The sequence below is a fragment of the Actinomadura livida genome (assembly GCF_014648675.1).
Lineage (GTDB): Bacteria > Actinomycetota > Actinomycetes > Streptosporangiales > Streptosporangiaceae > Spirillospora > Spirillospora livida.
Genome location: NZ_BMRO01000011.1, coordinates 138,239 through 162,313, shown reverse-complemented (window position 1 = coordinate 162,313; position 24,075 = coordinate 138,239). Strand labels below are relative to the sequence as shown.

18 protein-coding genes and 2 tRNA genes are annotated in these 24,075 nt (G+C 70.5%); 5 read left to right on the top strand and 15 right to left on the bottom strand.

The window, feature by feature from the left end; all coding sequences use genetic code 11:
• Positions 1-2 precede the first annotated feature (2 nt).
• The 10 genes from IEZ03_RS25610 to IEZ03_RS25565 all read right to left on the bottom strand — a co-directional run bounded on the left by IEZ03_RS25610 (position 3) and on the right by IEZ03_RS25565 (position 14,050).
• Positions 3-839: an SDR family oxidoreductase gene (locus tag IEZ03_RS25610; RefSeq protein WP_184887569.1), complete on the bottom strand. Its 837-nt coding sequence runs from the start codon at positions 837-839 to the stop codon at positions 3-5.
• Entirely contained in the window at positions 839-2,194 is a 1,356-nt protein-coding gene (locus IEZ03_RS25605; RefSeq protein WP_184887572.1) for a cytochrome P450, read from the bottom strand. Before IEZ03_RS25605 ends, IEZ03_RS25610 begins: the two co-directional genes overlap by 1 nt.
• A gap of 107 nt (positions 2,195-2,301) precedes the next feature.
• Positions 2,302-5,256: an AMP-binding protein gene (locus IEZ03_RS25600; protein WP_184887574.1), complete on the bottom strand. Its 2,955-nt coding sequence runs from the start codon at positions 5,254-5,256 to the stop codon at positions 2,302-2,304.
• Positions 5,257-5,312: 56 nt separating this feature from the next.
• Positions 5,313-6,962, bottom strand: a complete 1,650-nt coding sequence (locus IEZ03_RS25595) for an AMP-binding protein (protein WP_184887576.1) — start codon at positions 6,960-6,962, stop codon at positions 5,313-5,315.
• A gap of 131 nt (positions 6,963-7,093) precedes the next feature.
• Positions 7,094-7,465 (bottom strand): DUF3054 domain-containing protein, encoded by a 372-nt coding sequence (locus tag IEZ03_RS25590; protein WP_184887579.1) that lies wholly within the window; start codon positions 7,463-7,465, stop codon positions 7,094-7,096.
• A gap of 202 nt (positions 7,466-7,667) precedes the next feature.
• Positions 7,668-9,026 (bottom strand): FAD-dependent oxidoreductase, encoded by a 1,359-nt coding sequence (locus IEZ03_RS25585; RefSeq protein ID WP_184887581.1) that lies wholly within the window; start codon positions 9,024-9,026, stop codon positions 7,668-7,670.
• A gap of 66 nt (positions 9,027-9,092) precedes the next feature.
• Positions 9,093-11,120, bottom strand: a complete 2,028-nt coding sequence (locus tag IEZ03_RS25580; protein WP_184887583.1) for an AAA family ATPase — start codon at positions 11,118-11,120, stop codon at positions 9,093-9,095.
• A 233-nt stretch (positions 11,121-11,353) separates the two neighbouring features.
• A tRNA-Met gene (locus tag IEZ03_RS25575) sits at positions 11,354-11,427 on the bottom strand.
• A 70-nt stretch (positions 11,428-11,497) separates the two neighbouring features.
• On the bottom strand, positions 11,498-13,129 hold the full coding sequence (pruA, locus tag IEZ03_RS25570) for an L-glutamate gamma-semialdehyde dehydrogenase (RefSeq protein WP_184887584.1): 1,632 nt from the start codon (positions 13,127-13,129) through the stop codon (positions 11,498-11,500).
• A gap of 18 nt (positions 13,130-13,147) precedes the next feature.
• A complete protein-coding gene (locus IEZ03_RS25565; protein WP_184887587.1) occupies positions 13,148-14,050 on the bottom strand; it encodes a proline dehydrogenase family protein in 903 nt (300 codons plus the stop codon).
• A 115-nt stretch (positions 14,051-14,165) separates the two neighbouring features.
• Between IEZ03_RS25565 and IEZ03_RS25560 the strand changes: the two genes are divergently transcribed.
• Complete coding sequence (locus tag IEZ03_RS25560) at positions 14,166-15,281, top strand: PucR family transcriptional regulator (RefSeq protein WP_184887589.1); 1,116 nt, start codon at positions 14,166-14,168, stop codon at positions 15,279-15,281.
• Here the strand turns inward: IEZ03_RS25560 and IEZ03_RS25555 are convergent.
• Positions 15,254-15,976: an NUDIX hydrolase gene (locus IEZ03_RS25555; RefSeq protein ID WP_184887591.1), complete on the bottom strand. Its 723-nt coding sequence runs from the start codon at positions 15,974-15,976 to the stop codon at positions 15,254-15,256. The two genes, IEZ03_RS25560 and IEZ03_RS25555, sit on opposite strands and share 28 nt — an antisense overlap.
• 102 nt (positions 15,977-16,078) lie before the next feature.
• Here IEZ03_RS25555 and IEZ03_RS25550 point away from each other — a divergent pair, with 102 nt between their 5' ends.
• From IEZ03_RS25550 to IEZ03_RS25540, 3 genes are read left to right on the top strand one after another with little or no spacing between them, the layout of a single operon-like run.
• The gene (locus IEZ03_RS25550) at positions 16,079-16,531 is read left to right on the top strand and encodes a hypothetical protein (RefSeq protein WP_184887593.1); all 453 of its coding nucleotides are present in this window, start codon (positions 16,079-16,081) and stop codon (positions 16,529-16,531) included.
• Positions 16,456-17,811 carry an AbeC-like domain-containing protein gene (locus IEZ03_RS25545; protein WP_184887595.1) on the top strand — a complete coding sequence of 452 codons (1,356 nt, stop codon included), beginning with the start codon at positions 16,456-16,458 and terminating at the stop codon, positions 17,809-17,811. The genes IEZ03_RS25550 and IEZ03_RS25545 overlap by 76 nt, the downstream gene beginning before the upstream one ends.
• The gene (locus tag IEZ03_RS25540) at positions 17,808-18,728 is read left to right on the top strand and encodes a 5'-methylthioadenosine/S-adenosylhomocysteine nucleosidase family protein (protein ID WP_184887597.1); all 921 of its coding nucleotides are present in this window, start codon (positions 17,808-17,810) and stop codon (positions 18,726-18,728) included. The genes IEZ03_RS25545 and IEZ03_RS25540 overlap by 4 nt, the downstream gene beginning before the upstream one ends.
• A 174-nt stretch (positions 18,729-18,902) precedes the next feature.
• On the opposite strand, the gene IEZ03_RS25535 is transcribed toward IEZ03_RS25540, so the two are convergent.
• The 4 genes from IEZ03_RS25535 to IEZ03_RS25520 all read right to left on the bottom strand — a co-directional run bounded on the left by IEZ03_RS25535 (position 18,903) and on the right by IEZ03_RS25520 (position 21,094).
• A tRNA-Met gene (locus IEZ03_RS25535) sits at positions 18,903-18,976 on the bottom strand.
• Positions 18,977-19,020: 44 nt separating this feature from the next.
• A complete protein-coding gene (locus IEZ03_RS25530) occupies positions 19,021-20,067 on the bottom strand; it encodes a YlbL family protein (RefSeq protein WP_184887599.1) in 1,047 nt (348 codons plus the stop codon).
• A gap of 27 nt (positions 20,068-20,094) precedes the next feature.
• Positions 20,095-20,556 (bottom strand): molybdenum cofactor biosynthesis protein MoaE, encoded by a 462-nt coding sequence (locus tag IEZ03_RS25525; protein ID WP_184887601.1) that lies wholly within the window; start codon positions 20,554-20,556, stop codon positions 20,095-20,097.
• 10 nt (positions 20,557-20,566) lie between these two features.
• Positions 20,567-21,094, bottom strand: coding sequence for a PPA1309 family protein (locus IEZ03_RS25520; RefSeq protein ID WP_184887603.1), 528 nt, complete (start codon positions 21,092-21,094; stop codon positions 20,567-20,569).
• 176 nt (positions 21,095-21,270) lie between these two features.
• On the opposite strand from IEZ03_RS25520, the gene IEZ03_RS25515 reads away from it, so the two are divergent.
• The coding region (locus tag IEZ03_RS25515) for a UPF0182 family membrane protein (protein ID WP_229808576.1) at positions 21,271-24,075 on the top strand (2,805 nt) is incomplete at its 3' end.

Genomic DNA, 24,075 nt, shown 5'->3' with positions numbered 1-24,075 from the left:
GGCTAGGAGCCGGAGCGGATGCGGGCGTCGTAGTCCTTGCGCGCATCCGGGTCGTACTCCAGGAAGATCGAGTCGAGGCCGAGGCGCCGCGACACGGCCTGCCTGACCCTGTCGGGGAACAGCGCGCCCATCCGGATCTGCGGGCCGAGCCGCTTCGGGACGACGGTCTGCGGCCGGGGCCTGCCGATCATCGCCACGACCGCGGCGGCGATCTCCTCGGGCTCGCAGTTGCGCTGCCCCTTCGGGCTGCGCGTCCCGGCGACCAGCTCGGTGTTGGTGAACGTCGGCAGGACGGCGCCGACGCGCACGCCCCGGCCCTCGACCTCCAGCCTGGTCGCCTCGGTGAACGCCACGATCGCGGCCTTGCTGGCGTTGTAGAGGGCCAGGCCGGGGGTGAACATGATCCCGGCCACCGACGCGATGTTGACGACGTGCCCGGCCCCGCGCGGCAGCATCCGGCCGAGGGCGAGCTTGGTGCCGAGCATCACGCCGTGCACGTTGACGTCGATGCAGCGGCGGGCGTCGGCGTCGCTCTCCTCCGTGACGGGCCCGATCGGCATGATCCCGGCGTTGTTGACCAGGACGTCGAGCCGCCCGGCGGACTCCTCGGCCCGGTCGAGGAACGCGGTGAACGACTCGCGGGAGGTCACGTCCACGGTGAGGCCCGTGACGCCGAGCGCCGCGGCGGCCTCCTTCACGGCGGTCTCGTCGATGTCGCCGATCACGACGGTCGCGCCCGCCGCCTTCAGGGCCCGCGCGGTGGCGAGCCCGATCCCCCGCGCGGCCCCGGTGATCGCGACGACCTCGCCCGCCACAGCGCCTTCACCGGCTTTGGCCATCAGCTCTGCTCCAGACGTTCGAGGCGGACGGGGAGGCCGTCCTTCGGCGACGGCAGCGACGTGGTGTCCAGGGGCCACTCGTAGTCCGCGGGCACGCTCCAGCGGTACCGCTGCAGCACCTGGTGCAGGATCGTCTTGACCTGCATCCCGGCGAAGTACATGCCGATGCACTTGTGCGCGCCCCCGCCGAACGGCGACCACGCGTACTTGTGGACCTTGTCCTCGCGGCGCTCCGCGGAGAACCGCCCGGGGTCGAACCGGTCCGGGTCGGGCCACCATTCGGCCATGTGGTGGTTGCTGAGCATCGGCACGACCACGAGCGAGCCCGCCGGGATGTGGAAGCCGAGGATCGAGGTGTCCTTGACGACCTTGCGCGGCAGCGCCGGGACGGGCGCGACCATCCGCAGCGACTCCTTCATCACCATGTCGGTGCCGGTGAAGTGGTCGAGGTCGTCGTAGCCGGGCTGCGCCTTGCCGAGGGCCAGCGACTCCTCGCGCAGCCGCTCCTGCCAGTCGGGGTGCTTGGCCAGGTAGTACGCCATCGAGGTCATCGTGATGGTGGTCGTGTCGTGCGCCGCCATCAGCGCGAAGATCATGTGGTTGACGACGTCCGCGTCGGTGAACCGCTCGCCGTCGTCGGTCTCGGCCTGGCAGAGGGCCGCGAACAGGTCGTCACCCCCGTCGCGGCGCTTGGCGGGCAGGTGCCGGTAGAAGAACTCCTCCAGCACCTTGCGGGCCTTGAGCCCGCGGTGCCAGCGCAGGCCGGGGACGGGGAACCGGACGTAGGCCGTGCCCGCCCGGACGGCGTCGATGAACGCGCCGTTGACCCGGTCGCGCTCGGCGTCGTCCAGTTCGACGCCCATGAAGACGTCGACGGCCAGGTCGAGCGTGAGCTGCTTGACGTGGTCGTAGACCTTGAACCCGTCGCCGGGCTGCCACGCCTCTACGCCCTTGACGATGCCGGGCGCCATCGCCTCCATGTAGGACTGGAGCCGCGGACGGGTGAACGCCTCCTGCATGATCCGGCGGTGGTGCAGGTGCTCCTCGAAGTCGAGGAGCATGATGCCGCGGTTGAAGAACGGCCCGATGAAGTAGCTCCACGCCGGCCCGTTCGCGAACGCCTTGTCCCGGTTGACGAGGACGACCTGGGCGGCCTCGGGGCCCTGGACGGTGACGGTCCGCTGCCCGAGCAGCCACCCCCAGGCGACGGGTCCGTACTGGTCGTAGCGCTTGCGGGCCATCCCGATGGGGTCGCGCATCACCGCGAGGGTGCTGCCGATGTACGGGATGCCGGGCACGCCGGGGACCGGCTTCAGGCCGCTGCCCTGCGGCGGCGGCGCGAGGACGCTCGTCATGACCCCTCCGGAACGCGTGCAACAAAAGACCGAAATCTGTTGCTTTGTTGTAACGCAGGGGACACCGGTAAGTCCAGGCTTGCGGCCGGTGAATTGTGACTCCCCGGTCAGCGCGCCTGGCGGCCCGCGGGGGCGGCGAGGAGCCGGCGCCGCGCGGCGTCCGTCAGCGGCCGGTACGCGCCCGCCCTGGTGCGGTGGTAGGTGCGGCCGTCGCCGGCGGGCGGGACGCCCTCGTCCCGCAGCGACGCGGTCCGCAGCCGCCCGCCCGCGGTGAGGGGGACCTCGTCCACGACCCGGACGATCGCCGGCCGCAGCTCCGGCTCCACCCGGAGCATGGCCTCCGACAGGTCCAGGGGCTTCAGCTCGCCCACGTCGCGGAGGCTCACCGCCGCGGCCACGATCTCCGTCTCCCCCGCCGGGAGCCCGTAGACGGCCACGGTGTCGATGTAGGGCAGGTCGCCGAGCGCGTCGCGGATCGGGCCCGGCGGGACGATCCGCTCGGCCGTGCGGATCAGCTCCGTCTCCCGCCCGGCCATCCAGAAGTCGCCGTCGGCGTCCCGGCGGAACAGGTCGCCGGTGATGGTCCAGGCGTCGTCGGGGTGGAAGACGCCGCGCACGCACCGGGTCTCGGCACCGGCCGCGGGGGGCCGCGACCGGGCGAGCAGCATGCCGATCTCGCCGGGCTCGCACTCGACGGCGAACCCGTCCGGCCCCTCCTCCAGGCGCCCGCTCTCCAGGTCGTACCGGGCGAGCCGCACCCCGGCGCTGCCCGGCAGCGGGCGGCCCAGCGAGCCGGGCTTCTTGCCGCTGAGGTTGACCAGCACCGACTCGCCCTCGGTGGAGGCGTAGAACTCCAGCACCCGGGCGGGCGCGAACCGGTCCTCGACGCGCCGCCAGAGACCGCGCGGCATGCCGGAGCCGATGAACAGCCGGACGGCGTGGTGCCGTTCGGCCGGGTCCGGCGGCGCCTCGGCCAGGTCGCGCAGCAGCAGCCACGTGTAGGACGCGACGGTCACGCCGTAGCGGCGCGCCTCGTCCCAGAACGTCGCGGGGTCGTATCCCCCGGCGAGCGCGAGCCGGGCACCGCCCGCGACGGCGCCGCCGAGGCTCATCAGCAGCGCGGACGGGTGCTGGAGCGGGGTGATGCTGTAGACGGTGTCGGACGGCGACAGCGCGGCGGACGACGCCGTCCCGAACGCCGACAGGGCCCAGCGCCGGTTGGTGATCCGGCTGGCCCGCAGGAGCTCCCCCTCCCCGGTGAACACGACGAACGCCAGGTCGCCGGCCCGCCCCGGGTTCGGCCGGTACCACCCGGGAAGCTCGACGCGCTCGGGGTCGATGGCCTCCATGTCGGTCAGCGGGCCGCGTTCCGCCCGTCCGACGCCACCGAGGACGTAGCCGTCCACGCCCTCCAGCTTCGCGGCCCGCTCCGCGTGCTCGGGGTCGGCGATGACGCGGGTCACCCGGCCGAGCCGCGCCTCCGCGTCCGGGTCGCCGTCGGGGCGCAGCAGCACCGCGACGGCGCCGAGCCGGCTCAGCGCGGCCACCAGCGCCAGCGCGGTCGGCCGGGTGCCCATCAGCACGCCGACCGCGTCGCCGCGCCGCACCCCGATGTGGACCAGCCCGCGGACGACGGCGTCGATGCGCCGCTTGGCGGCGTCGTGCGTGTGGCCGCGCCCGTGGTAGAGGAAGAACACCTCGTCCGGCCTGCGCCGCGCCTGCTCGTCCAGGAGCAGGCCCATGGACATGCGGGTGTCGGGCTGGATGCGCTCCAGCCGGGCCAGCCGCGGCAGGTTCTGCGCCGCCTGCCCGGTGAGCTCCCGGGTGCCGTGCACCGCCCGCGCCGCCGTGCGGAACGCGGAGCGGGCGGCCCCCGCGCCCACGCCCATCGCGAGCTGGAGCCCGTAGCCGGCGGGCCCGCCGGGCAGTTCGGCGGTGGCCGCCTCCTCGTCCCCGGTGACGGGCGCGACGATGCCCGGCAGTTCCCCGTCGCCCGCGCGCCACTTCGCCCACGCGGCCACCGCGGGCCACGTCCGGGCGATGGCGAGGCTGCCGACGACGAGCCCGAAGTGCCCGGCGGGCAGCGACGCCTCGTACACCTGCGCGCGCGGCGCGGCCCGCCTGATCCCGCGGACCATGGGCGGCCCGGCGATCTCGTCGACCTCCCCGACGAAGGTGAGCACCGGGCAGGTGATGTCGGCCAGCGTGACGGGCCGGTCGCCGATGACGAACCCGCCGGTGAGCATCCGGTTGTGCTGGATGAACTGGCGGATGAACTCCGCGAGCGCCGGGCCGGGCCACGACACCCAGCCCTCCCGCTCCAGGAACCGGCGCTGCCGCTCGCGCGGCGCGAGGCGCTCCCGGTCGTGCAGCTGCAGGATGAAGTCGACCCGCGACCGGACCGACTTCACGGGGCTGAGCACCTGGAACCCGAGCCGCGTCACCCAGCCCGGCACGGCGAACCCGCCGAGCAGCGCGTCGGGGATGCGCTCGACCCCCTCGGCCGCGAGCCAGCTCGGCAGCCCGAACGGGAGCCCGACGCTGGTGTCGGCCGGGCTGCCGAACGTCACCACTGACTCGATGCCCTCGCTGCGCCGGTACGCGGCGGCCTGGTAGACGAACATGCCGCCCTGCGAGTACCCGGCGAGGTGCACGTCCCGCCCGGTGGCCTTGCGGATGCGGTCGACGGCGTCGCTGACGGCGAGGACGTGGTCGCTGACCGTCCGCTCCAGCCCGCCCGGCTCCCGCTCCGGCGCGCCGAAGTCGACCACCCAGGGGTCGACGCCCAGGTCGCGCAGCACCCGGACCGCGCTGACCCGCGAGGAGATGTCGTACACCTCCGCGGTGATCATCAGCGGCGGGACGAGCAGCACCACCGGCCCGCCCGCAGCCCCGGGGAAGTAGTGCCGCAGCCGGTACACCCGCTGCTCGGTCACCACCTCGCAGGGGGACGCGTCCTCGTCGGTGTCGAACCCGCCGAACCGGGCGACCTCCAGGGCGTTCTGTGCGGTGGAGCCCAGGCGGGAGCCCAGGCGCAGGAGCGTTCTGGCTACAGCCGGCATCGCGCACCTTTCACGGCGTCAGCGCCATCGTGTCGCGCCGCAACCGGCCTCCGCAATCAGGGGACGATGCGCGCGCCCTCCATCTTCCCCGACTTCAGCCGCTCCCACATGTAGCGGCGGCGCGGCTTGCCGCTGGAGGTCCGCTGGATCAGCCCGGTGCCGATGACGATCGTCAGCTCGACGTCGTCGCCGAGCCGGCGGCGCAGCATCTCGCGGACGGCGGCCGTCCACGACTCGTCCTGCGTCTCGGCGAACAGGGCGAGGCCCTTGCGGCCGGCGTCCGGCACGGCGACGGCCGCGATGCGGCCCTTCCCGAGCCGGCTCACCTCGGCGATCTTCGCTTCGAGGTCCTCGACGTAGACGGACCGCCCGCGCACCTTGATGCTGTCGCCCATCCGCCCGAGGACGAAGAGCTGCCCCTCGTGGAAGAACCCGGCGTCCCCGGTGAAGACCCGCCCGTCGATGAACCGCGTCGACTTGGCCTCCGCGCCCGCGTAGTACCCGGGGCAGGCCGACGCCCCGCCGACGACGATCTCGCCGAGCAGCCCGTCCCCGAGCTCGGCCCCGTCGTCGTCCACGATCATGACGGGCACGTCGCTCTCCGGCGTGCCGCACCCGACGACCCACCCGGCCTTCGCGCCGAGCGACTCCGGCCCCAGCCGGTGCTGGTCGAGGATCCGGACGGGCTCCCCGAACGACAGCGACTCGGGGTCGGGCCGCACGGCGAGCGGCGGCCGCTGCTCGCTGTCCATGGTGACCAGCAGCGTCGTCTCCGCCATGCCGTAGGCGGGCTTGAACATCGTGCGCGAGAACCCGAACGGCTCGACGAGCTGCGCGAACACCTCCAGGGTGTTCGGGTCGATGGGCTCGGCGCCGATCAGCGCCATCTTCCAGCCCGACAGGTCGAGGCCCTCCAGCTGCTCGGGCTTGATCCGCCGCGCGCAGTACGAGTACGCGAACGGGGGCGCGGCCGTGTGCGCGGCCTCGGCGAAGAGGCGGATCCACCGCGCGGGGTCGCGGATGAAGTGGTCGGGCCGCATCAGCCGCAGCATCCCCTGCCGCGCGATGGGCGTGATGAAGGTGCCGATGAGCCCCATGTCGTGGTAGAGCGGCAGCCACGTGGCGACCACGTCGCCGTCCTCGTACCCGGACTCCCGGACGATCAGGTCGGAGTTGGCCTCCAGGTTCGCCCAGGTGACCATCACGCCGCGCGGCGCGCCGCTGGACCCGGACGTGAACTGCAGCAGGGCCAGCTCGCCCGCCGGCTGCACGTCCGCCTCGTCCACGGCCTGCCGCGGCTGCCACGGCTCGCCGCTCATGCCGGCCTCGGCCATGGCCCGTCCCGCGTACTCGGTGAGGTCCTTGGACGCGACGACCAGCGCGGGCGACGCCTGCCGCAGGATCGCCGCGACGTGCGCGACGTAGTCGTCCCCGTCCTGGAACAGCGGCGGGGTGATGAGGCACACGGTCGCCCCCGCCGCCCACACCGCGTAGTAGGCCTCGATGCACGTGAAATCGGTGGGCAGGATCAGGCAGACGACGTCCCCGGGCCGCACGCCCTCCTCGATGAGCGCGGCGGCGGTGCGTCGCGCGCCGGAGGCAAGCTCGCCGTAGTCGCGGAACTCCCAGCCGCCGTCGTCGGCCGCCAGGTGAACGCCACGTCCGCCGTTCGGCTTCTCCAGCCAGTCGCGCAGCGCAGATGCCATCGTGTCCCTTTCGCGTCGCCCACCGCCACCAACGTGACCCGCGGGTAACTTCATCAGGATGGCGCGTCGCAGTCAACCGAGTCGATCAGCAAAGAGACCAGGCGGTCATTTGGAGACGTTCCACAAGGCGTTCAGCCCTGCCGGGACAGGCCCTTCCGCGTACCCGCCACACGCACACCGGCACGCCACCCGAGCAACGTGAGCGCCAGGAAACCCGTGGCCACGACGACGAACGGAAGAGCGGTCCCGTCCCCCGCCAGCGCTCGCAGCCCCATGCCGCCCACCAGCGTCGTCACCCACACGACGACCCCCGACGGCACCAGCACCTCCGGCCGCCGCCAGACCCGCCCGAGCACCCACCCGGCCCCCAGAGCGACGAGAAACGGCCAGACCGTCCCGAGGTACCCAGTAAGGGACGCAGCCCCCTCATGCGTGGCACGCCCGATGGCAACGAACACGACCACGCAGCAAACATCCAAAAGCCCCGCCACGCCAGTCCGCATAACCCCAGCGTAGCCAGCCCAGGGGGGCGACCCCCTGGAACCCCCGTTGCGCACGGCGCACCGTTTCCCGATCCGCTCCGCGTCTCGTGAAACGGCGCCCCGTGCGTCGGGTCGTGCGACCTCCGGCGCCTGGGGCGCCTCCGGCCGCACGACCCGTGAGGTGATCACTCAGGTAGGTGGGCGTGGCGGTGCAATGGAAGCCTCATGCAGTGGCGTGCTCTTCCCTGGCGACGGGGGCCGCGACGCGACCGCGACCGCCGGGCAGCAGGGCACGTGCCAGCACCGCGGGGCGCATGAGCGCCGTCGGCGGGTCTAGCAGGCCGATGACCCGGAAGAATTGCTCCCCCACCGCCGCGTCCTGGGCCGCGGCTGCCTGGACGCGGTCCACATAGGCGTTCATGATCTTGATGGCCGGGCTGCGGCGGCCCTCGACCTCCGGCAGGGACAGGTCCGCCGCGACCGCCATGCGCCAGGGGTCGTCGAGCGTCTTCGCGACCGCCCGGAAGTACCGCCGGGCCAGGTCGCGCGGGCCCTCCCGCAGGGAGCGGCGCAGTGCCTCGGCCTCAAGGCCGGCCACCGTCATGCCCTGGGCGTAGATCGGGTTGAAGCTGCACAGGGCGTCGCCGGTGACGACGAGCCCTTCGGGCAGGTTCCGTACCTTCTCGTAGCGGACGCGCAGGTCGGACGAGTACCGGTGCGTGGCGATCCCGCCGAGCGGTTCGGCCGTGCGGATCGCCTCGAACACGTCCGGCGGCGCGAGTTCCCGCGCGAACGCGAGGAAGCCGTCGTCGTCGGCGGGGGGACGCCGGTTCAGCCCGGCGACGGTCAGCAGGTACCGGTCGCCTTCGACGGCGACCAGCGCCATCCCCGCCGACCGCCCCGGCCGCGGGCCCACGACGACGGCCCTGCCGATCCGCGCGGCGAGCGCCGGGCGGATCGGGCGCGAGGCGTAGCCGACGCCGATGTCGATCTCTTCGCGGGGCACAGGTCCGTACCCGAGCCGCTCCAGCCAGTACCGGGTGCGGCCGCCGCGTCCCATCGCGTCGACGACGAGGTCGGCGCGGAGCTCCTCGGCGGCGCCGCCGACGCTCCTCGGCATGACCTGCACGCCGCTGATCCGGCCCGGCCCGCCGCTGAGCAGCCCGACGACGTCCCGCCCGCAGGCGAACCGCACGCCGGGCAGTGCCGCGACCCGCTCGCGGACGGCCCGCTCCAGGAACGGGCGGCTCGCCTGGATCGCCCGCTCCGTCCCGGCCCGCCGCAGGAGCGTGCGGCCGCCCATGACGAACCGGTGGTCGGTCCCCGGGTCGGCGACGACGGCGCCGCCGTCGACCAGTTCCCGTTCCAGGCCGGGGAAGAAGTCCTCCAGGGTCCGCTGCCCGCGCGGCAGCAGGACGTGGGCGTGCCTGCCCTGCGGAACGCCTTTGCGCGCCTCCCTGGTCGACCCGCCGTCGCGCTCCACGATCGTGACCCGCTCGTACGCCCCGGTCAGGGCCCGCGCGGCGAGCAGTCCCGCCATGCCGGCGCCCAGGACCACCGCGTGCTCTCCGATGACTCGCATCTCGTGCCTCCCGATGTCGGTCGATGAGGCGACGATGCGGCGGGCCGCTGTCCACCCGCCAGGCCACTAGCCGTCCACTTGGTGGCCGTTTCCTCCGTAGAGTTCGCGTTCCCAGAGCCATCCGGCGATCCGCTCGACGGCCCGGTTGCGGTGCCGCCGGTAGGTGCTGAACGGCAGCCCGAGCATCTCGGCGGCGCGTTCCTGTGTCGGGGCCGGGCGGAGGAACGTCCGGTCGGCGACCCGGTGCAGCGATTCCTCGCGGGGGTCGTCCCGCAGCGTCGCGGCGGCCTCCTCGATGAGCCTGCGCAGTTCCCCGGCGGGGTCGTCGGCCCCGCGCACGAGCCGGGACCGCAGCAGGGGGTTGCCGGCGAGCCGGTCGGCGCGGTGCAGGTCGCGCAGGGCGCCGCGGACGGCGTCGGCGAACTCCGGCTGGGACAGGACGAGTTCGGGCGCGCTGGCCGCGGTGACGGGGGCTCCGAGTTCGCGTTCGGCCGTCAGCGCGAGCCATTCGTCGACGCCGAGGACCCGCCAGTCGTGGGCGTACACGTCGTAGCGGTGCCCGCCGATCCGGAAGGCCGCCTCGGGCGCGTGGTGGAAGTCGAAGAAGGACAGCAGCGGGTCCCAGTACTCGCGCTCCGAGGGGACGGCGACGAGGTCCCACGCCTTGCGCGCCCCGGTGATGATCTCCTGCCCGTGCCAGAGCCGGATCATGGTCTCGGACCGGGTGGGCCGCGCGCCCGGCTCGGTGTCCACGAAGAACCGCCAGGCCATGACGCTCTCCCCGGGCCGCGGCGGCCCGTGCCGCAGCACGTGCTCCCACATCGCCCGCGCACCCGGATCGTCCCCGATGCCGTCCTCGCTCAGCTCCACGTACGCCGCGGCCCCGAACGGTTCGCCCGTCCCGTCCCGGAACACCCCGAACGCCGCGGGCTGCCGCTCGATCCACTGCGCCGCGCAGGCGGCCTGCTCCTCGCCCTGCAGCTCGCGGGTCATGGCGAGCACGGTCTCGGCGTCGCCGGGCCGCAGCCCGGTGGCGGACAGCTGCCCGAGCCCGGTGAGCCGCCAGTACCCCTTGACGATGGGGTGGTCCCTGCTGAGGAACATGATGTCCGCGACGGTCTGGTGCCTGACCCGCTCGTCGTCGGCCGACCTCCGCGCCCGCTCGACGAAGTGGCCCCGCAGCCGCCGGTGCAGCCCCGCGTACCCGTCCGGGTCGCGCCAGCGCAGATCGGCGTCCAGGATGTCCCGCACCACGTCGTGCGGGAACAGCCCGAACTCCCGCTCCTCGACGAACGACAGGGTTCTCAGCCAGTGGAAGAGCGTCCCGGCGTCGTCACCGAGCATGCCTCGGAGCAGTTCCTCGGTCGTGAACCGCGCGTGCGCACAGATCTGGAGCGCCTCCGCGTGCCCGGGACCGGGCACCTGGTCGACGAGCCGAGCCAGCAGCGCCCGAACGATGTCGGGCGCCGCCCGCAGCGCCCCGGGCACCTCCTCCTGCCGCTGCACCATGTCCACGAGCAGCGCAAGGGTGAGCGGATGCCCGTGCGCGAGCTCCAGCATCCGCTCGTGCAGCGATTCGGGGACGCCTTCAATGGAGAGATAGTCCCTGGTCTCCGACGGACTGAGGTTGCGCACGGACACCACACGCAGCAGTTCGTGCCATCCTGCGTCGGCGATCCACCTGGCCGAGGGCGCGTCCCGTCCGGCGAGCACGACGACGGTGTCGGCGGGCAGCCCCGGAACGAACTGCTCCCGGACCCAGTCGTCGAGCGGAGCGAGCATCTCGTAGGTGTCGACGAGCACCGCGTACCGCCCCGCCCCCGGCGCCTCCACGGCCCGCAGAAAGGCCGACGCCTCGGGCGTGACGGTCCGCGCGTCCACGAGCACCGGAGTGACCCCGGCCTGCCGCGCCGCCTCCGCCATCTCCCCGAGCAGCGCACTCTTGCCGACCCCACCGGGCCCATGCATGAAGAGCACGGCGAACGCCCCGTCCGAGAGCGCCCCGCGGAACAGCTCGATCTCCCCGCCGCGCCCGACGAACCGCCGCCGCCGAGCCCGCCGAAGCCGATCCCCGACCGTCCCCGAGTCGCCCACCCCGTCCTCCAGCCAGCTGTAAGAAGCGGTAGGGAAAAGCTAGTGCCCAGCCGGAGGGGGCGACAGCGACAAACAAGCAGAGCCGCAGGGGGGATAGGGGCGGAGCCCCCAGGGGCGGGCGGGTGGGGGAAGGCGGAGGAACCCGGGGGGTTTGGGGGGTCGTCCCCCCAAAAACAGCGAAGAGGCCCGAGGGAAGGATGCAGGACATCCGACCACACGGGCCTCAGGACTCGTAGCGGGGGCAGGATTTGAACCTGCGACCTCTGGGTTATGAGCCCAGCGAGCTACCGAACTGCTCCACCCCGCGGTGATGGGTTAACTGTATGGGGCGGTGGGGGCTTAGGCAAACTGGTTCGGGGCTCGTCGGGGGTGGGGTGTCAGCCCATGTGGGGGTAGCGGTGGTCGGTCGGGGGGACGAAGGTCTCCTTGATGGAGCGGGGTGAGGTCCAGCGGAGGAGGTTGAGGACGGATCCGGCCTTGTCGTTGGTGCCGGATGCGCGTGCGCCGCCGAAGGGTTGCTGGCCGACGACGGCGCCGGTGGGTTTGTCGTTGATGTAGAAGTTGCCGGCGGCGTAGCGGAGGGTTTCGGCGGCGTGGGCGGCGGCGGCGCGGTCGTCGGCGATGATGGCGCCGGTGAGGGCGTATGCCGAGACGGATTCCATTTGCTGGAGCATGTCGTCGTAGCGGTCGTCGTCGTAGACGTGGATGCCGAGGATGGGCCCGAAGTACTCGGTGCGGAAGATGTCGTTTTCGGGGTCGTCGGAGACGAGCACGGTAGGCCGGACGAAGTACCCGACGGAATCGTCGTAGGTCCCCCCGGCCAGGACACGCACACCCGGATCGGCGTGGGCGCGATCGATGGCCGCCTTGTTCTTGGCAAAGGCCCGTTCGTCGATCACGGCACCCATGAAGTTACTCAGATCGGCAACGTCCCCCACAGCGAGCCCGTCGACCTCCGAAGCAAGCTCGTCAGCAAATCCCCCGTCCCAAATGGACCTAGGGATATAAGCCCGCGAAGCCGCAGAGCACTTCTGCCCTTGGTATTCGAACGCGCCACGCACCAGCGCCGTCTTCAGTACGCGCCGGTCGGCCGAGGGGTGGGCGACCACGAAGTCCTTTCCGCCGGTCTCCCCCACGAGCCGCGGATACCCGCGGTACCTCTCAATATTGGTACCGACCGTCTTCCACAGATGCCGGAAGGTCGCCGTCGACCCGGTGAAGTGGATCCCGGCGAGTTCCGGGTGGGCGAGCGCGACGTCCGACACCGCCAGCCCGTCCCCGGTCACCAGGTTGATGACGCCGGGCGGCAGGCCGGCCGCTTCGAGCAGCCGCATGAGGAGCACAGCCGAGTAGGTCTGCGTGGGTGAAGGCTTCCACACGACGACGTTGCCCATCAGCGCGGGCGCGGTCGGGAGGTTGGCGGCGATCGCGGTGAAGTTGAACGGGGTGATCGCGTAGACGAACCCTTCGAGCGGCCGGTGGTCGGACCGGTTCCACACACCGGGTTCGCTGATCGGCTGTTCGGTGAGGACGCGCCGGGCATAGTGCACGTTGAAGCGCCAGAAGTCGACGAGTTCGCAGGGGCTGTCGATCTCGGCCTGCTGGACGGTCTTGGACTGCCCGAGCATGGTCGCCGCGAGGATCGTCTCCCGCCACGGCCCGGACAGCAGGTCGGCGGCCCGCAGGAAGATCGCGGCCCGGTCGTCGAACGACAGCGCCCGCCAGGCGGGGGCGGCCTCCAGCGCGGCGGCGACGGCGTCCCGGGCGTCGTCCTCGGTGGCGTTCCCGAACGTCCCGAGCACGGCGGCGTGCCGGTGGGGCTGCACGACGGCGACCTTGGCCCCGCCGCCGAGCCTCCGGCGTCCGCCGATCGTCATGGGCAGATCGATCGGCGTCTCCCCGGCGAGTTCGGCGAGCTTGGCCTCAAGCCGGGCGCGCTCGGGGCTGCCGGGGGCGTACCCCCGCACCGGCTCATTCACCGGGGTCGGGACGTTGGTCACGGCGTCCATGAAAGGAGATCCTCCTGGTCAGCGGGAAACGAACGAACGGAGAAAGAACGCGAGATTGGCGGGCCGCTCGGCCAGGCGCCGCATGAAGTAGCCGTACCAGTCGACGCCGTAGGGCACGTAGACGCGCATCCGATGCCGCCGCGCCAACCGGTTCTGCTCGGCCACCCGCACCCCGTAGAGCATCTGGAACTCATAAGACCCGGGCGCCCTTTCCCCAGCCAGCAAGGACGCGATCTCAATGATCCGCGGATCATGGGTGGCGATCATCGGATACCCGTCCGCGCCCATCAGCGTCCGCAGCCCCCGCACATAAGCGAGATCGACTTCACGCCGACCCTGAAAGGCCACCGAAACGGGCTCGGCGTAGGCCCCCTTGACGAGCCGCACCCGCGAGCCCGCCAAGTCCCGCAGATCACCCTCACTACGCCGCAGCATCGCCTGTACGGCAACACCCACCCACGGGAAGTCAACCCGCAACTTGCCGAGGACCTCCAGCGTGGAGTCGACCGTCGTGTGGTCCTCCATATCAAGAGTGACCGTCATACCGACACGCTCAGCAGCAGCACAGATATCCCGTGCATAGTCGAGCGCAAGCCCCTCGGAGAGCCCCCGTCCAAGCGCCGACAGCTTCAAAGAGACATCGGCACCCTCGGAAAGCCGCCCCTCCTCAAGCACCGCCATCAAGCGCAGATAGGCATCCCGCGTATCCCGCGCCTGCCCAACCTCGACGGTGTCCTCACCGAGATGGTCGAGGGTGACCGCGACCCCACCCCCGACCAGAGCCTCGACAACACGAACCGCCGACTCAAGGTCGTCACCAGCGACGAACCGGTCGACGACCCCCTTGGTCAGAGGCACGGACGTCACCACGTCACGCATCCGCCGACTACGCGCGGCGGCAAGAAGCACAGGGTTCGGCATCGGGAACCTCCAGCACGAGGAACACTCCGCACGCTAGAAGCCCCCGACGCCCACCCCTATAGTCAAATGCAACTTCCACACCGCACCTTCTTCATACAAACGTACGAAGGACCTTATGGACGACCTACAGGAGATCGCGGAACACGCGGCCAGCCTCCTCCAGGCCCCCGCGACCTTGGAGGACCGCGACTTCCACCTGGTCGCCTACGCCGCCCACGGCGACACCATCGACCCCGTCCGGCTGGACTCGATCCTGCGCCGCCGCGCGACGGGCGCCGTCCGGGCCCGCTTCGAAAGCCACGGCATCGCCCGCGCCAAGGGCCCCGTCCGCATCCCGGCCGACCCCTCCCTGGGCCAGCTGGGCCGCCTGTGCCTGCCCGTCCGCTGGAACAACGTCACCTACGGCTACCTCTGGCTCCTGGACGACGAGGAACGCATAACCCCCGACCAGGCAGCCGAAGCGATGCCCCTCTGCGACCGCGCCGCCCTCCTCATGGCCCGCCAGGCCAGGGAACGCGACGACCTGGGCTGGAAGGTCGCCGACCTCCTATCAACCCACCCGGAGCCCCGCACCCGAGCAGCCGACGACCTGACAGGGATAACCGCCCCGCCCTTCACAGTCGCGGTCCTGCGAACCCCAAGCCCCGAACCACTGAACCCTTGGCTGCTCCCCCACTCGGTCCTGACCACGTTCTGGCAACGAGACCACGTCCTACTGATCCCGTCCACAACTTCCACCCCGACCACCCTCGACCGAGCCCGCCTACTCCTGGAAGAACGCAACGCCCCCGTCCAGATCGGCGTCCACTCCCCCTGCCCGACCCTCGACGACGTCCACGAAAGCTGGCAACGCGCCCGAGTGGCCGCCCGCGTAGCCACCCCAGGCGAAACCCGCGACTGGAACACCCTGGGCGCCCTCCGCCTCCTCAGAACCGCAGGCGACGAGGCCCTGACCCAAACAACCCAAACCCCAGGCACAACCCGCCTACAAGCCCACCCAGACCTGGCGGAAACAGCCCGCACCTACCTGGACCTGGCCGGCAACATCCAGCAAACAGCCAAGACCCTGAACATCCACCGCCAAACCCTCTACCACCGCCTACGCCGCATAGAGGCCCTGACGTCCCTGACCCTGACCAACGGCCAAGACCGCCTAACCCTCCACCTAGCCCTAACCCTCTCCCCCCACCTCCAGGATTCAGGTCACCGCAGCGAAAGCGTCGAGAACTGAGCCCGTGCGACACCACCGGCGCGAAGCAAAGGCGGGGACAGCAGCCTCGCCGGGCCTCGGCGGTAGAGGGCCGCGGGGCGTCCGGCCTCCGCCATCCTCCGCTCTCCCGTCGCCTCCAGAAACTTCTCCGCCCTTGTGACCTTGCGACGGAAGTTGCTCGGGTCCAGCACTACTCCCCAGACGACTTCGTACACGTGCCGCAGGTCCGCGACCGTGAACGGCTCGGGGCAGAACGCCGCCGCCACCGTCGTGTACTCCAACTGCGACCGGGCCCTCTCCAACGCCTCCTGAAGGATGACTTCGTGGTCGAAGGCGAGACCGTCCACCCGCTGCACCGGCACCCAGCGCGCGGCCCGCGCGTCCGTGCCCGCCTGCGGCACCGGTAGGTCGGGGCCGAGCGCGAGATACACGACCGTGACCACTCGCCCGCGTGGATCGCGTTCGGGATCCCCGTACGTCCGCAGCTGCTCCAGGTGCAGCGTCCCCCCGTCGAGCCCGGTCTCCTCCGCGAGTTCCCTCCGTGCCGCCTCGTCAAGCGTTTCCCCCGGCTGCACGTGACCCCCCGGCAACGCCGGAAGGCCGAGGAACGGCTCCTTCCCGCGTTCGATGAGCAGCACCTGCAGTTCGTCTCCCCGGATCGTGAGGATCACCAGGTCCACGGTCACCGCGATGGCCTCTTGCACGGTCCGCCCCATCCCACACCCTTTAAAGGTCGTATTGACTTTAATTCGTTCCCGTTTTAAGGTCACTCGTACCTTAAATCAGGACCGTTGGGGGCCGTGGTGAGCCACCAGGCAGTGTCACTGATCAAGACCGGGGCCGTTCCCAGGGGCGGCGGCGACGAGACGACGCGCCGACTGTGCGCGGCGGTGTACCAGGACCGGGAGTTACGGAATCTGGTGGTCAACAAGGTCCTCGTCGCGTTCCGGCACCGCGCGGCCCCCTCCTACGGCTTCAATCTCGTCCCCGTGGCCGACCATGCTTGGAGGGCGTGGACTCTGGACGCAGTCCAGCACGTGTGCATCCTCGCCGTTCTCGGCATCACGGCCGCGTCGAGTCCACCCGCGGCGATCACGGCGCTCTGCATCCTCGGCCTAATCCCGCTCGCCGCCTGCGCGGCCCGGCTCGGGCCGGAAATCTGCGAGACGAAGGGAAGGCCACCGCGAGCCGCTACGTGCCCAAGTACCGGAAGAAGCAGGAGGAGAAGGCAGCCGATGCGGATCCTCCGAAGGAGCAGACGCGGCGACTGAAGGTGTGTCTCGCCGGATGCGGCCTCCTGCTGGCCGCTCCGGCCGTGGCGGCAGGGGCCGCGCGGACACCGCTGCACCTCACCGTGGGCTGGGCGGCGGCATCGCTCGCGCTGATCACGGCGGTGACGGCCACCGTCACCGCCGCAAGGCGCCGGTCCATCAGGACCACACTGGACGGGGACCCCCTGGGACCCGTGCGAAAGAACCGCAGGCTGCACGCGATTGACAACCAGCAACGGAGTCTCATCGTCGTTTACCGCAGACCCAGGCAAAAGGGCTCGGAGACCTTCGTCGACTTCTTCCGATCGGACAAGGAGCCGGGCTTCTTCGTGGGCGGCGGCAAACTCGTACATCGCTGGTTGCCACCGCTGACCATCCAGCTGCTCCGTCCACGCAAGGGCGACCTCCACGACCAGAGCGGCGCCGACGACATCACGCGACGCGAGTACGTCGACCCCCCGTTCAGAGCGCACGATCTCGTAGCGCACCTGCGCACCACGATGCGGCCGATCGGGCACTTGGGCGATCCGTTCCGGCTGCCCGGCTACGGAGTCACGCACCGCGTGTACGTCGAGGAGGCGGATGCCCGCGGCGCGTTCGAGCGACTCGATCGCGCCCGCAGCGAGGAGGACTTCCGGAGGACGGTGATCAACGATCCGGAGGATGTCTGCCAGCACTTCCTGGAAATGCGCGTCACCTCGTCCGGAGAACTGGTCACCAGCGTCTTCGTGCGGGTGACGGTCAAAGGGCGGTCGCTGACCCTGGATCTCGCCACGTGTGCACTGACGAGGACGCCGTTGGGCATCCGTTCGGTGGAACGGTGGGCACAACGCAGCAATAAGTACGTCCCGCACATGGCGCTTCACGTGCTGAAGAGCCTGCCGGCCGAAACCGCGAGATCGTGCCTCGCATTCGGAATCCCCGTTTACCTCGCCCGATACGTCCGGGCCCGCGTCCGGCGCGCACCCGGTGTCCGCGCGGCACGGTTCAGCCTCCGCGAGGAGAAGGCGGTGTCCTGGGACGAGGCCGCCTTCGACGAGACGACGATCCTCGGCCACATGAAGATCATTGAGCAGCGGATATTGCACGCGACCGAGGATTTCCTGTGGGCCCGCAACATCGACACCTCAGCGTTCGAGAAGCGGGCGGAGACGATCGTCAACGCGAGCGTCCTCAACATGGGCGGCACCACGAACATCAATCAGTCGGCAGTCGGCTCCAACGCACAGGTCAACCAGAACTCCACCCCTCAGCCAGCTACGCAGGGAGCACAGAAGTGAACGAGCACACTCGGGTCAACGGCGTCCTGAACACGGGCGGCACCACGAACATCACGTCCTCGGCAGTGGGCGATCACCCCGTGGTCAACCTGGGGACAACGCCCCGCCCGGACGATCGGCGCAACGGTACCGACGTAGGCATCATCACCATCCTCGATGTGGAGACAACCGCTGTCTGCGTGGCTCTGGGTCTCCAGGAGGACCCAATTGGCCCGTTGCGCTTCTACACAGGCGAGACACCCGTAAAGGTGGCGGCGATCCAGGCCTTAGGCCAGGGGCAGCGTTCGGCGATGGCGGCGTGCGACAACCTGTACCGCCACCACGATCCGGGGGTCATCGTCCTGGCGGGTATTGGCGGCGGCCTGCACAAGGACGTCCGGGTGGATGACGTCGTCGTAGCGACACGTGTCGTCTACTACGACCTCCGGAAGGAGACTCCCCAAGGCACGAGCCGCCGCGGAGAGGAGCGCGAGACTCCCGCTGCCGTAGGGCACGCCGTCAACGCCTTCTTCACCGATCACCATCCCGGCGAGTTGTCCATCGCGGACCCGGGCGGCATGTCCCGCGACCTGCGGCTCCACCATGGCCCCATCGCCTCAGGCGACGCGGTGATCGCCGACCGCGACTCCGACATCGTCCGCTACCTGGCGGCCTTCAACGACAAGATCCTCGCGGTGGACATGGAGGCAGCAGGCCTGAGTCAGGCATGCCACGAACGCTCCGCGACCACGAACCGCCAACACGGCTGGGTGGTCGTCCGCGGCATCTCAGACGACGCGAACCCCGCGAAGAACGACGATCACCACGTCACCGCATCCTGGCACGCGGCGAACACCCTGAAGATGCTGCTCCCCTACCTACTAACCCAGCACCACGACAATCCCCCCCGAGAACCAACCCAAAACAACACCCCCTAAGCCCCGAACACCCCCACAACCAGAACCAAGGAGGGGCTAGGGGCGGAGCCCCAGGGGCGGGTGGGTGGGGGAAGGAGGAGGAACCGGGGGGATTGGGGGGTCGTCCCCCCAAAGGCAGCGAAGAGGCCCGAGGGAAGGATGCAGGACATCCGACCACACGGGCCTCAGGACTCGTAGCGGGGGCAGGATTTGAACCTGCGACCTCTGGGTTATGAGCCCAGCGAGCTACCGAACTGCTCCACCCCGCGGTGATGCTTCAAGTCTATGGCATGGGGAGGGGTGGTCGGGTCGTTTATTCGCACCCGGGGACGTCGCCTTTGCCGGTGTTGATGGCGTTGATGGCCTGGATGGTGCCGTGGAGGGTGTCGGCGCGGACGAGGCGGAGGCCGTCGGGGCGGGCGGTGCGGGCGTCGGGGCAGTTGTCGGCGGGGGTGAGGAAGATGGTGGCGCCTGCTTCGCGGGCGGCGATCATCTTCTGCTGGATGCCGCCGATGGCGCCGACTTCGCCGTCGGGGGTGATGGTGCCGGTGCCGGCGATGAACTTGCCCTGGGTGAGGGAGCCGGGGGTGAGTCTGTCGACGATGGCGAGGCTGAACATGAGGCCGGCGGAGGGGCCGCCGATGTCGCCGACGCTGATGTCGATCTTGAAGGGGATCTTGAACTGGTCGGCGAGGACGATCCCGACGACGGCGCGTTCCCCGGTGGGGTCGGCGACGGTCTTGAGGGCGGCCTCGTGTTCTTTGCCGGCGCGCTTGTAGGTGACGTTGACGGTGTCGCCGATGTCGTGGGCGGACATGGCGTCGACGATCTGGGTGACGCTGGTGGCCTTGGTGCCGTCGACGGCGGTGATCTCGTCGCCGGGTTTGAGGACGCCGTCGGCGGGGCGGTCCTTCTGGACGTCCTCGATGACGACGCGGGTGGCGACGTCGATGCCGAGTTCGCGCAGGGCGGCGGCTTCGGCGCTCTGCTGGGAGTTCTGCATCTGGCGGGTGTTCTCCTGCTCGACCTGCTTCTGCGACTCGTCCTTGGGGAAGATCGTCTCTTCGGGGACGACGGCGGTGTCGCCGTCGAGCCAGCCGGTCAGGGCGGTGAACAGGTCGATGCGTCCGCCGGGGCCGCCGCGGTAGGTGACGGTGGTGAAGTTGAGGTGGCCCTCGTCGGGGTAGGTCTTGCGGCCGTCGATCGTGATGAGCGGCCGGCCGTCGTCGTCGGTGCCGAGGGTGTTCTTCGTGGGTCCGGGTGTCAGCGCCACGTACGGCACCGGCATGACCGAGCCGACGACGGCGAGGAGGAGGACGATCACGCTCGCGACGGTGAGGGTGGCGGCACGACGGGACATGCCGGAAACTCTATGCGGTCGCGGGGGTCAGCAGGCGCCGACCCATTCGTCCCCGCCGTCGGCGAAGGTCTGGTGCTTCCAGATGGGGACCTGGGCCTTGAGGTCGTCGATGAGCCGGCGGCCGGCGGCGAACGCTTCGGCGCGGTGCGCGCTGGAGGCGGCGACGATGACGGCGATGTCGCCGATGCGCAGGTCGCCGACGCGGTGCACGGCGGCGAGGCCGATGACGGGGTGGTCGGCGGCGACCTTCTCCATGACGGCGCGGAGCTGCTGCTCGACGGTGGGGTGGGCGCTGTAGGACAGGCCGGTGACGGCGCGGGCGTGGTCGTTGTCGCGGACGGTGCCGGCGAAGACGGCGATGCCGCCGGCGCCGGGGGCGCTGACGGCGGCGAACACCTCGTCGACGGACAGGGGCGTCTCGCGGACGCCGAGCAGCCGGATGACGCCGTCGCGGCCGGCACCGTCTGGGTCTACACCGTCGTGGGTCACAGTCCGCAGGTTACCCTTCGGCGGGTTCGTCCGGTTCGAAGGTGGCGGCGAGGGCTTCGGCGAGGGCGGGGACGAGGTCGGGGCCGGTGAGGACCTCGTCGTCGCTGTCGTGGCGGCGGAGCCGGAGGGCGGAGTGCCGGTTCCCGTCGCGGAGGACGCCGACGACCATGCGCACGTCCTCGCGTCCGGGGTGGGTCGCGGCGAACTCGGCGGCCTCGGCCTCGTCCTCGGGGATGTCGTCCTCGACCTCGGGCGGGAGGACGACCCGTTCCATGACGAGGGCGCATCCTTCGACGGCCTCGGGCCAGGCGATGGAGGCGAGGGCGCTCTCGACGCCGTCCCGCTCGGGGAGGGCGGGTTGTTCGAGTGCGGCTAGAGTGTCCGCATCGGGAGGCAGGCCGAGCTGATCGGCGAGGTCGGGTTCGGCGCGGCGCAGTTCGGTGCTGCGGACGAGCGCGTACAGCCGTGGCGCACTGTCCCAGCCCTCCTGGGCCGAATGACGTTCAAGATCTAGTACTACTTCTTCCAGAAGGCTCACGGGCCCATCTTCCCCGCATTCGGTGCGGGGAGGTGCGGGAACCCCCGCGCGAGTCGGTAAGTTGCATCTACAGGAACCGGCGGGCGGCCGGTGAGCGAGATCTCGATCGGAGGGGCCTCTTGACCTTCCGGACTCCCGGTTTCGGGCGCCGGCTCGGCACCGGACGGACACGGCTGATGCTGCCGATACTGGTGGTACTGGCCGTGTTGCTGACCGTGTTCTTGGTCTTCACGTCGGTCTATACGAACCTGCTGTGGCATCGTTCCATCGGGTTCGCGGACGTCTATACGACCCAGGTCCAGGCGAAGGTGGTGCTGTTCTTCGGGGCAGGGCTGCTGATGGCGCTGGTGGTGGGCGCGAACGTCGCGGTGGCGTACCGGCTGCGGCCCGCGTACCGGCCGCTGTCGGTTGAGCAGCAGGGCCTGGAGCGCTACCGCGCGGTGATCGATCCGCGCCGCCGGCTGATCGCCTGGTCGATGCTGGGCGTGCTGGGCCTGCTGACGGGTTCGTCGGTGGCGGGCCAGTGGCCGGTGTGGCTGGCGTTCCTGAACCGGACGCCGTTCGGTGTGAAGGACCCGCAGTTCAACAAGGACGTCTCGTTCTACGTCTTCACGTATCCGTTCCTGCGGCTGATCATCGGCGTCGTCTTCGCGACGGTGATCCTGTCGATCGTGGCCGCGGTGATGGTGCACTACCTGTACGGGGGCCTGCGGCTGCAGGGTCCCGGCGACAAGGCGAGCCCGCCCGCGCGGGCGCACCTGTCCGTGCTGTTCGGCGTGTTCATCCTGCTGAAGGCCGTCGCGTACTGGTTCGACCGGTACGGGCTGGTGCATTCCGAACGGGGGGTGACGGCCGGCGCGTCGTACACCGATGTGAACGCGCTGATCCCGGCGAAGACGATCCTCGCGGTGATCGCGCTGATCTGCGCCGCGATGTTCTTCTCGAACCTGCTGCGCCGCGGGATGATGCTGCCCGGCGTCGGGTTCACGCTGCTGGTGCTGTCGGCGATCCTGCTCGGCGGGGTGTACCCGCTGCTGATCCAGCAGTTCCAGGTGAAGCCGGACGAGCTGGCCAAGGAGCGCCAGTTCATCGCACGCAACATCGAGGCCACGCGCCGCGCCTACGGGGTGGACGGCGCGAAGGTCGTCCAGTACGGGCAGGAACCGGTCACGGACAAGACGAAGCTGCAGCAGGAGGCCGACCAGCTCGGCGGCGTCCGCGTCCTCGACCCGAACGTCGTGGGCGAGACGTTCCAGCAGCTCCAGCGGATCAGGCCGTTCTACCGGTTCCCCGACACGCTGGACGTCGACCGCTACCAGATCGACGGGAAGCTGGTCGACACGGTGGTGGCGCTGCGCGAGCTGTCCGGGGCGCCGGAGGGGCAGCGCAGCTGGGTGAAGGACCGCATGGTCTACACGCACGGCTACGGGTTCGTGTCGGCGTTCGGCGACCGGTTCGCCGACGGCAACGTGCCCGACTTCGTCACGAAGAACATGCCGGTCTCCCCCGACCAGAAGATCAAGCTGGACCGGCCGGAGATCTACTTCGGCGAGCGCTCGGCGACGTACTCGATCGTGGGCGGGCGCGGCCAGCAGGAGCTGAACTACCCGGACAACAGCGAGTCGGGCCAGCAGAGCAACAACTACGACGGGCAGGGCGGCGTCGCGATCGACTCGTTCTTCCGCAAGCTGCTGTACGCGACGAAGTTCCAGGACAAGAACCTCCTGCTGTCGGGCGCGATCAACGACGACGCGAAGCTGCTGTACGACCGTGCGCCGCGGGAGATGGTGCAGAAGGCCGCGCCGTGGCTCACCCTCGACGGCGACCCGTACCCGGCGGTGGTGAACGGCCGGATCCTGTGGATCCTGGACGGCTACACGACGGCGAACAACTACCCGTACTCGGAGGAGACGAGCCTCGACGACGCGACCCGCGACACCATCACCGACACCCGGTCGGCGGTGGCGCGGCAGGCCGACGACCACGTCAACTACATGCGGAACTCGGTCAAGGCGACGGTGGACGCCTACGACGGCACCGTGCACCTGTACCAGTGGGACGAGAACGACCCGATCACCAAGACGTGGATGAAGGTGTTCGACGACACCGTCCAGCCGCGCTCGTCGATCCCGCCGGAGCTTGAGGCGCACTTCCGCTACCCGCAGGACCTGTTCAAGGTGCAGCGGAAGGTCCTCGCGAAGTACCACGTCACGGACCCGTCGGCGTTCTACAACGGCGAGGGTTTCTGGGAGGTGCCGCAGGACCCGTCCGCGAAGGGCAAGCGGCAGCCGCCGTACTACCAGAGCCTGCGGATGCCGGGCCAGGACCAGGCGTCGTTCTCTCTGACGACGGTGTTCAACCCGCGCAACAACCCGCAGCTGGCGGCCTTCATGTCGGTCGGCTCGACACCGGGCCGCGACTACGGGCAGATCCAGATCCTGCAGATGCCGCGCAACGCGCAACCGGCGGGCCCGGGGCAGGTGCAGAACTCGTTCGAGACGGACACGCAGGTGAAGGCCGACCTGTTCGCGCTGAGACAGGGCGGCACGAAGACCGTGCCCGGCAACCTGCTGACGATCCCGTTCGGCGGGAGCCTGCTGTACGTCGAGCCGATGTACACGATGGCGGCGGGCGGCACGGAGCAGCAGCCGTACCCGATCCTCGGCAAGATCCTGGTGAGGTACGGCGACAGCATCGCCGCGGCGGACACCCTCGACGAGGCGCTGAAGCAGGTCCTCGGCGGCGCGACGTCGGCGCCACCGCCGACAACGTCGGAGCCGGACGGGGACGGCGGCGACCAGCCGCCGCAGCTGAGCGCGGCCGCGCAGAAGGCGATCGGCGATCTGCAGAAGGCCGTGTCGGACTACGAGGCCGCGCAGAAGAACGGCGACTACCCGGCGATGGGCGACGCCTGGAAGCGGATCAAGGACGCGCAGGCGGCCCTGGCCGCGGCCGGCCAGGAGGGGCCGGCGTCCTCCCCG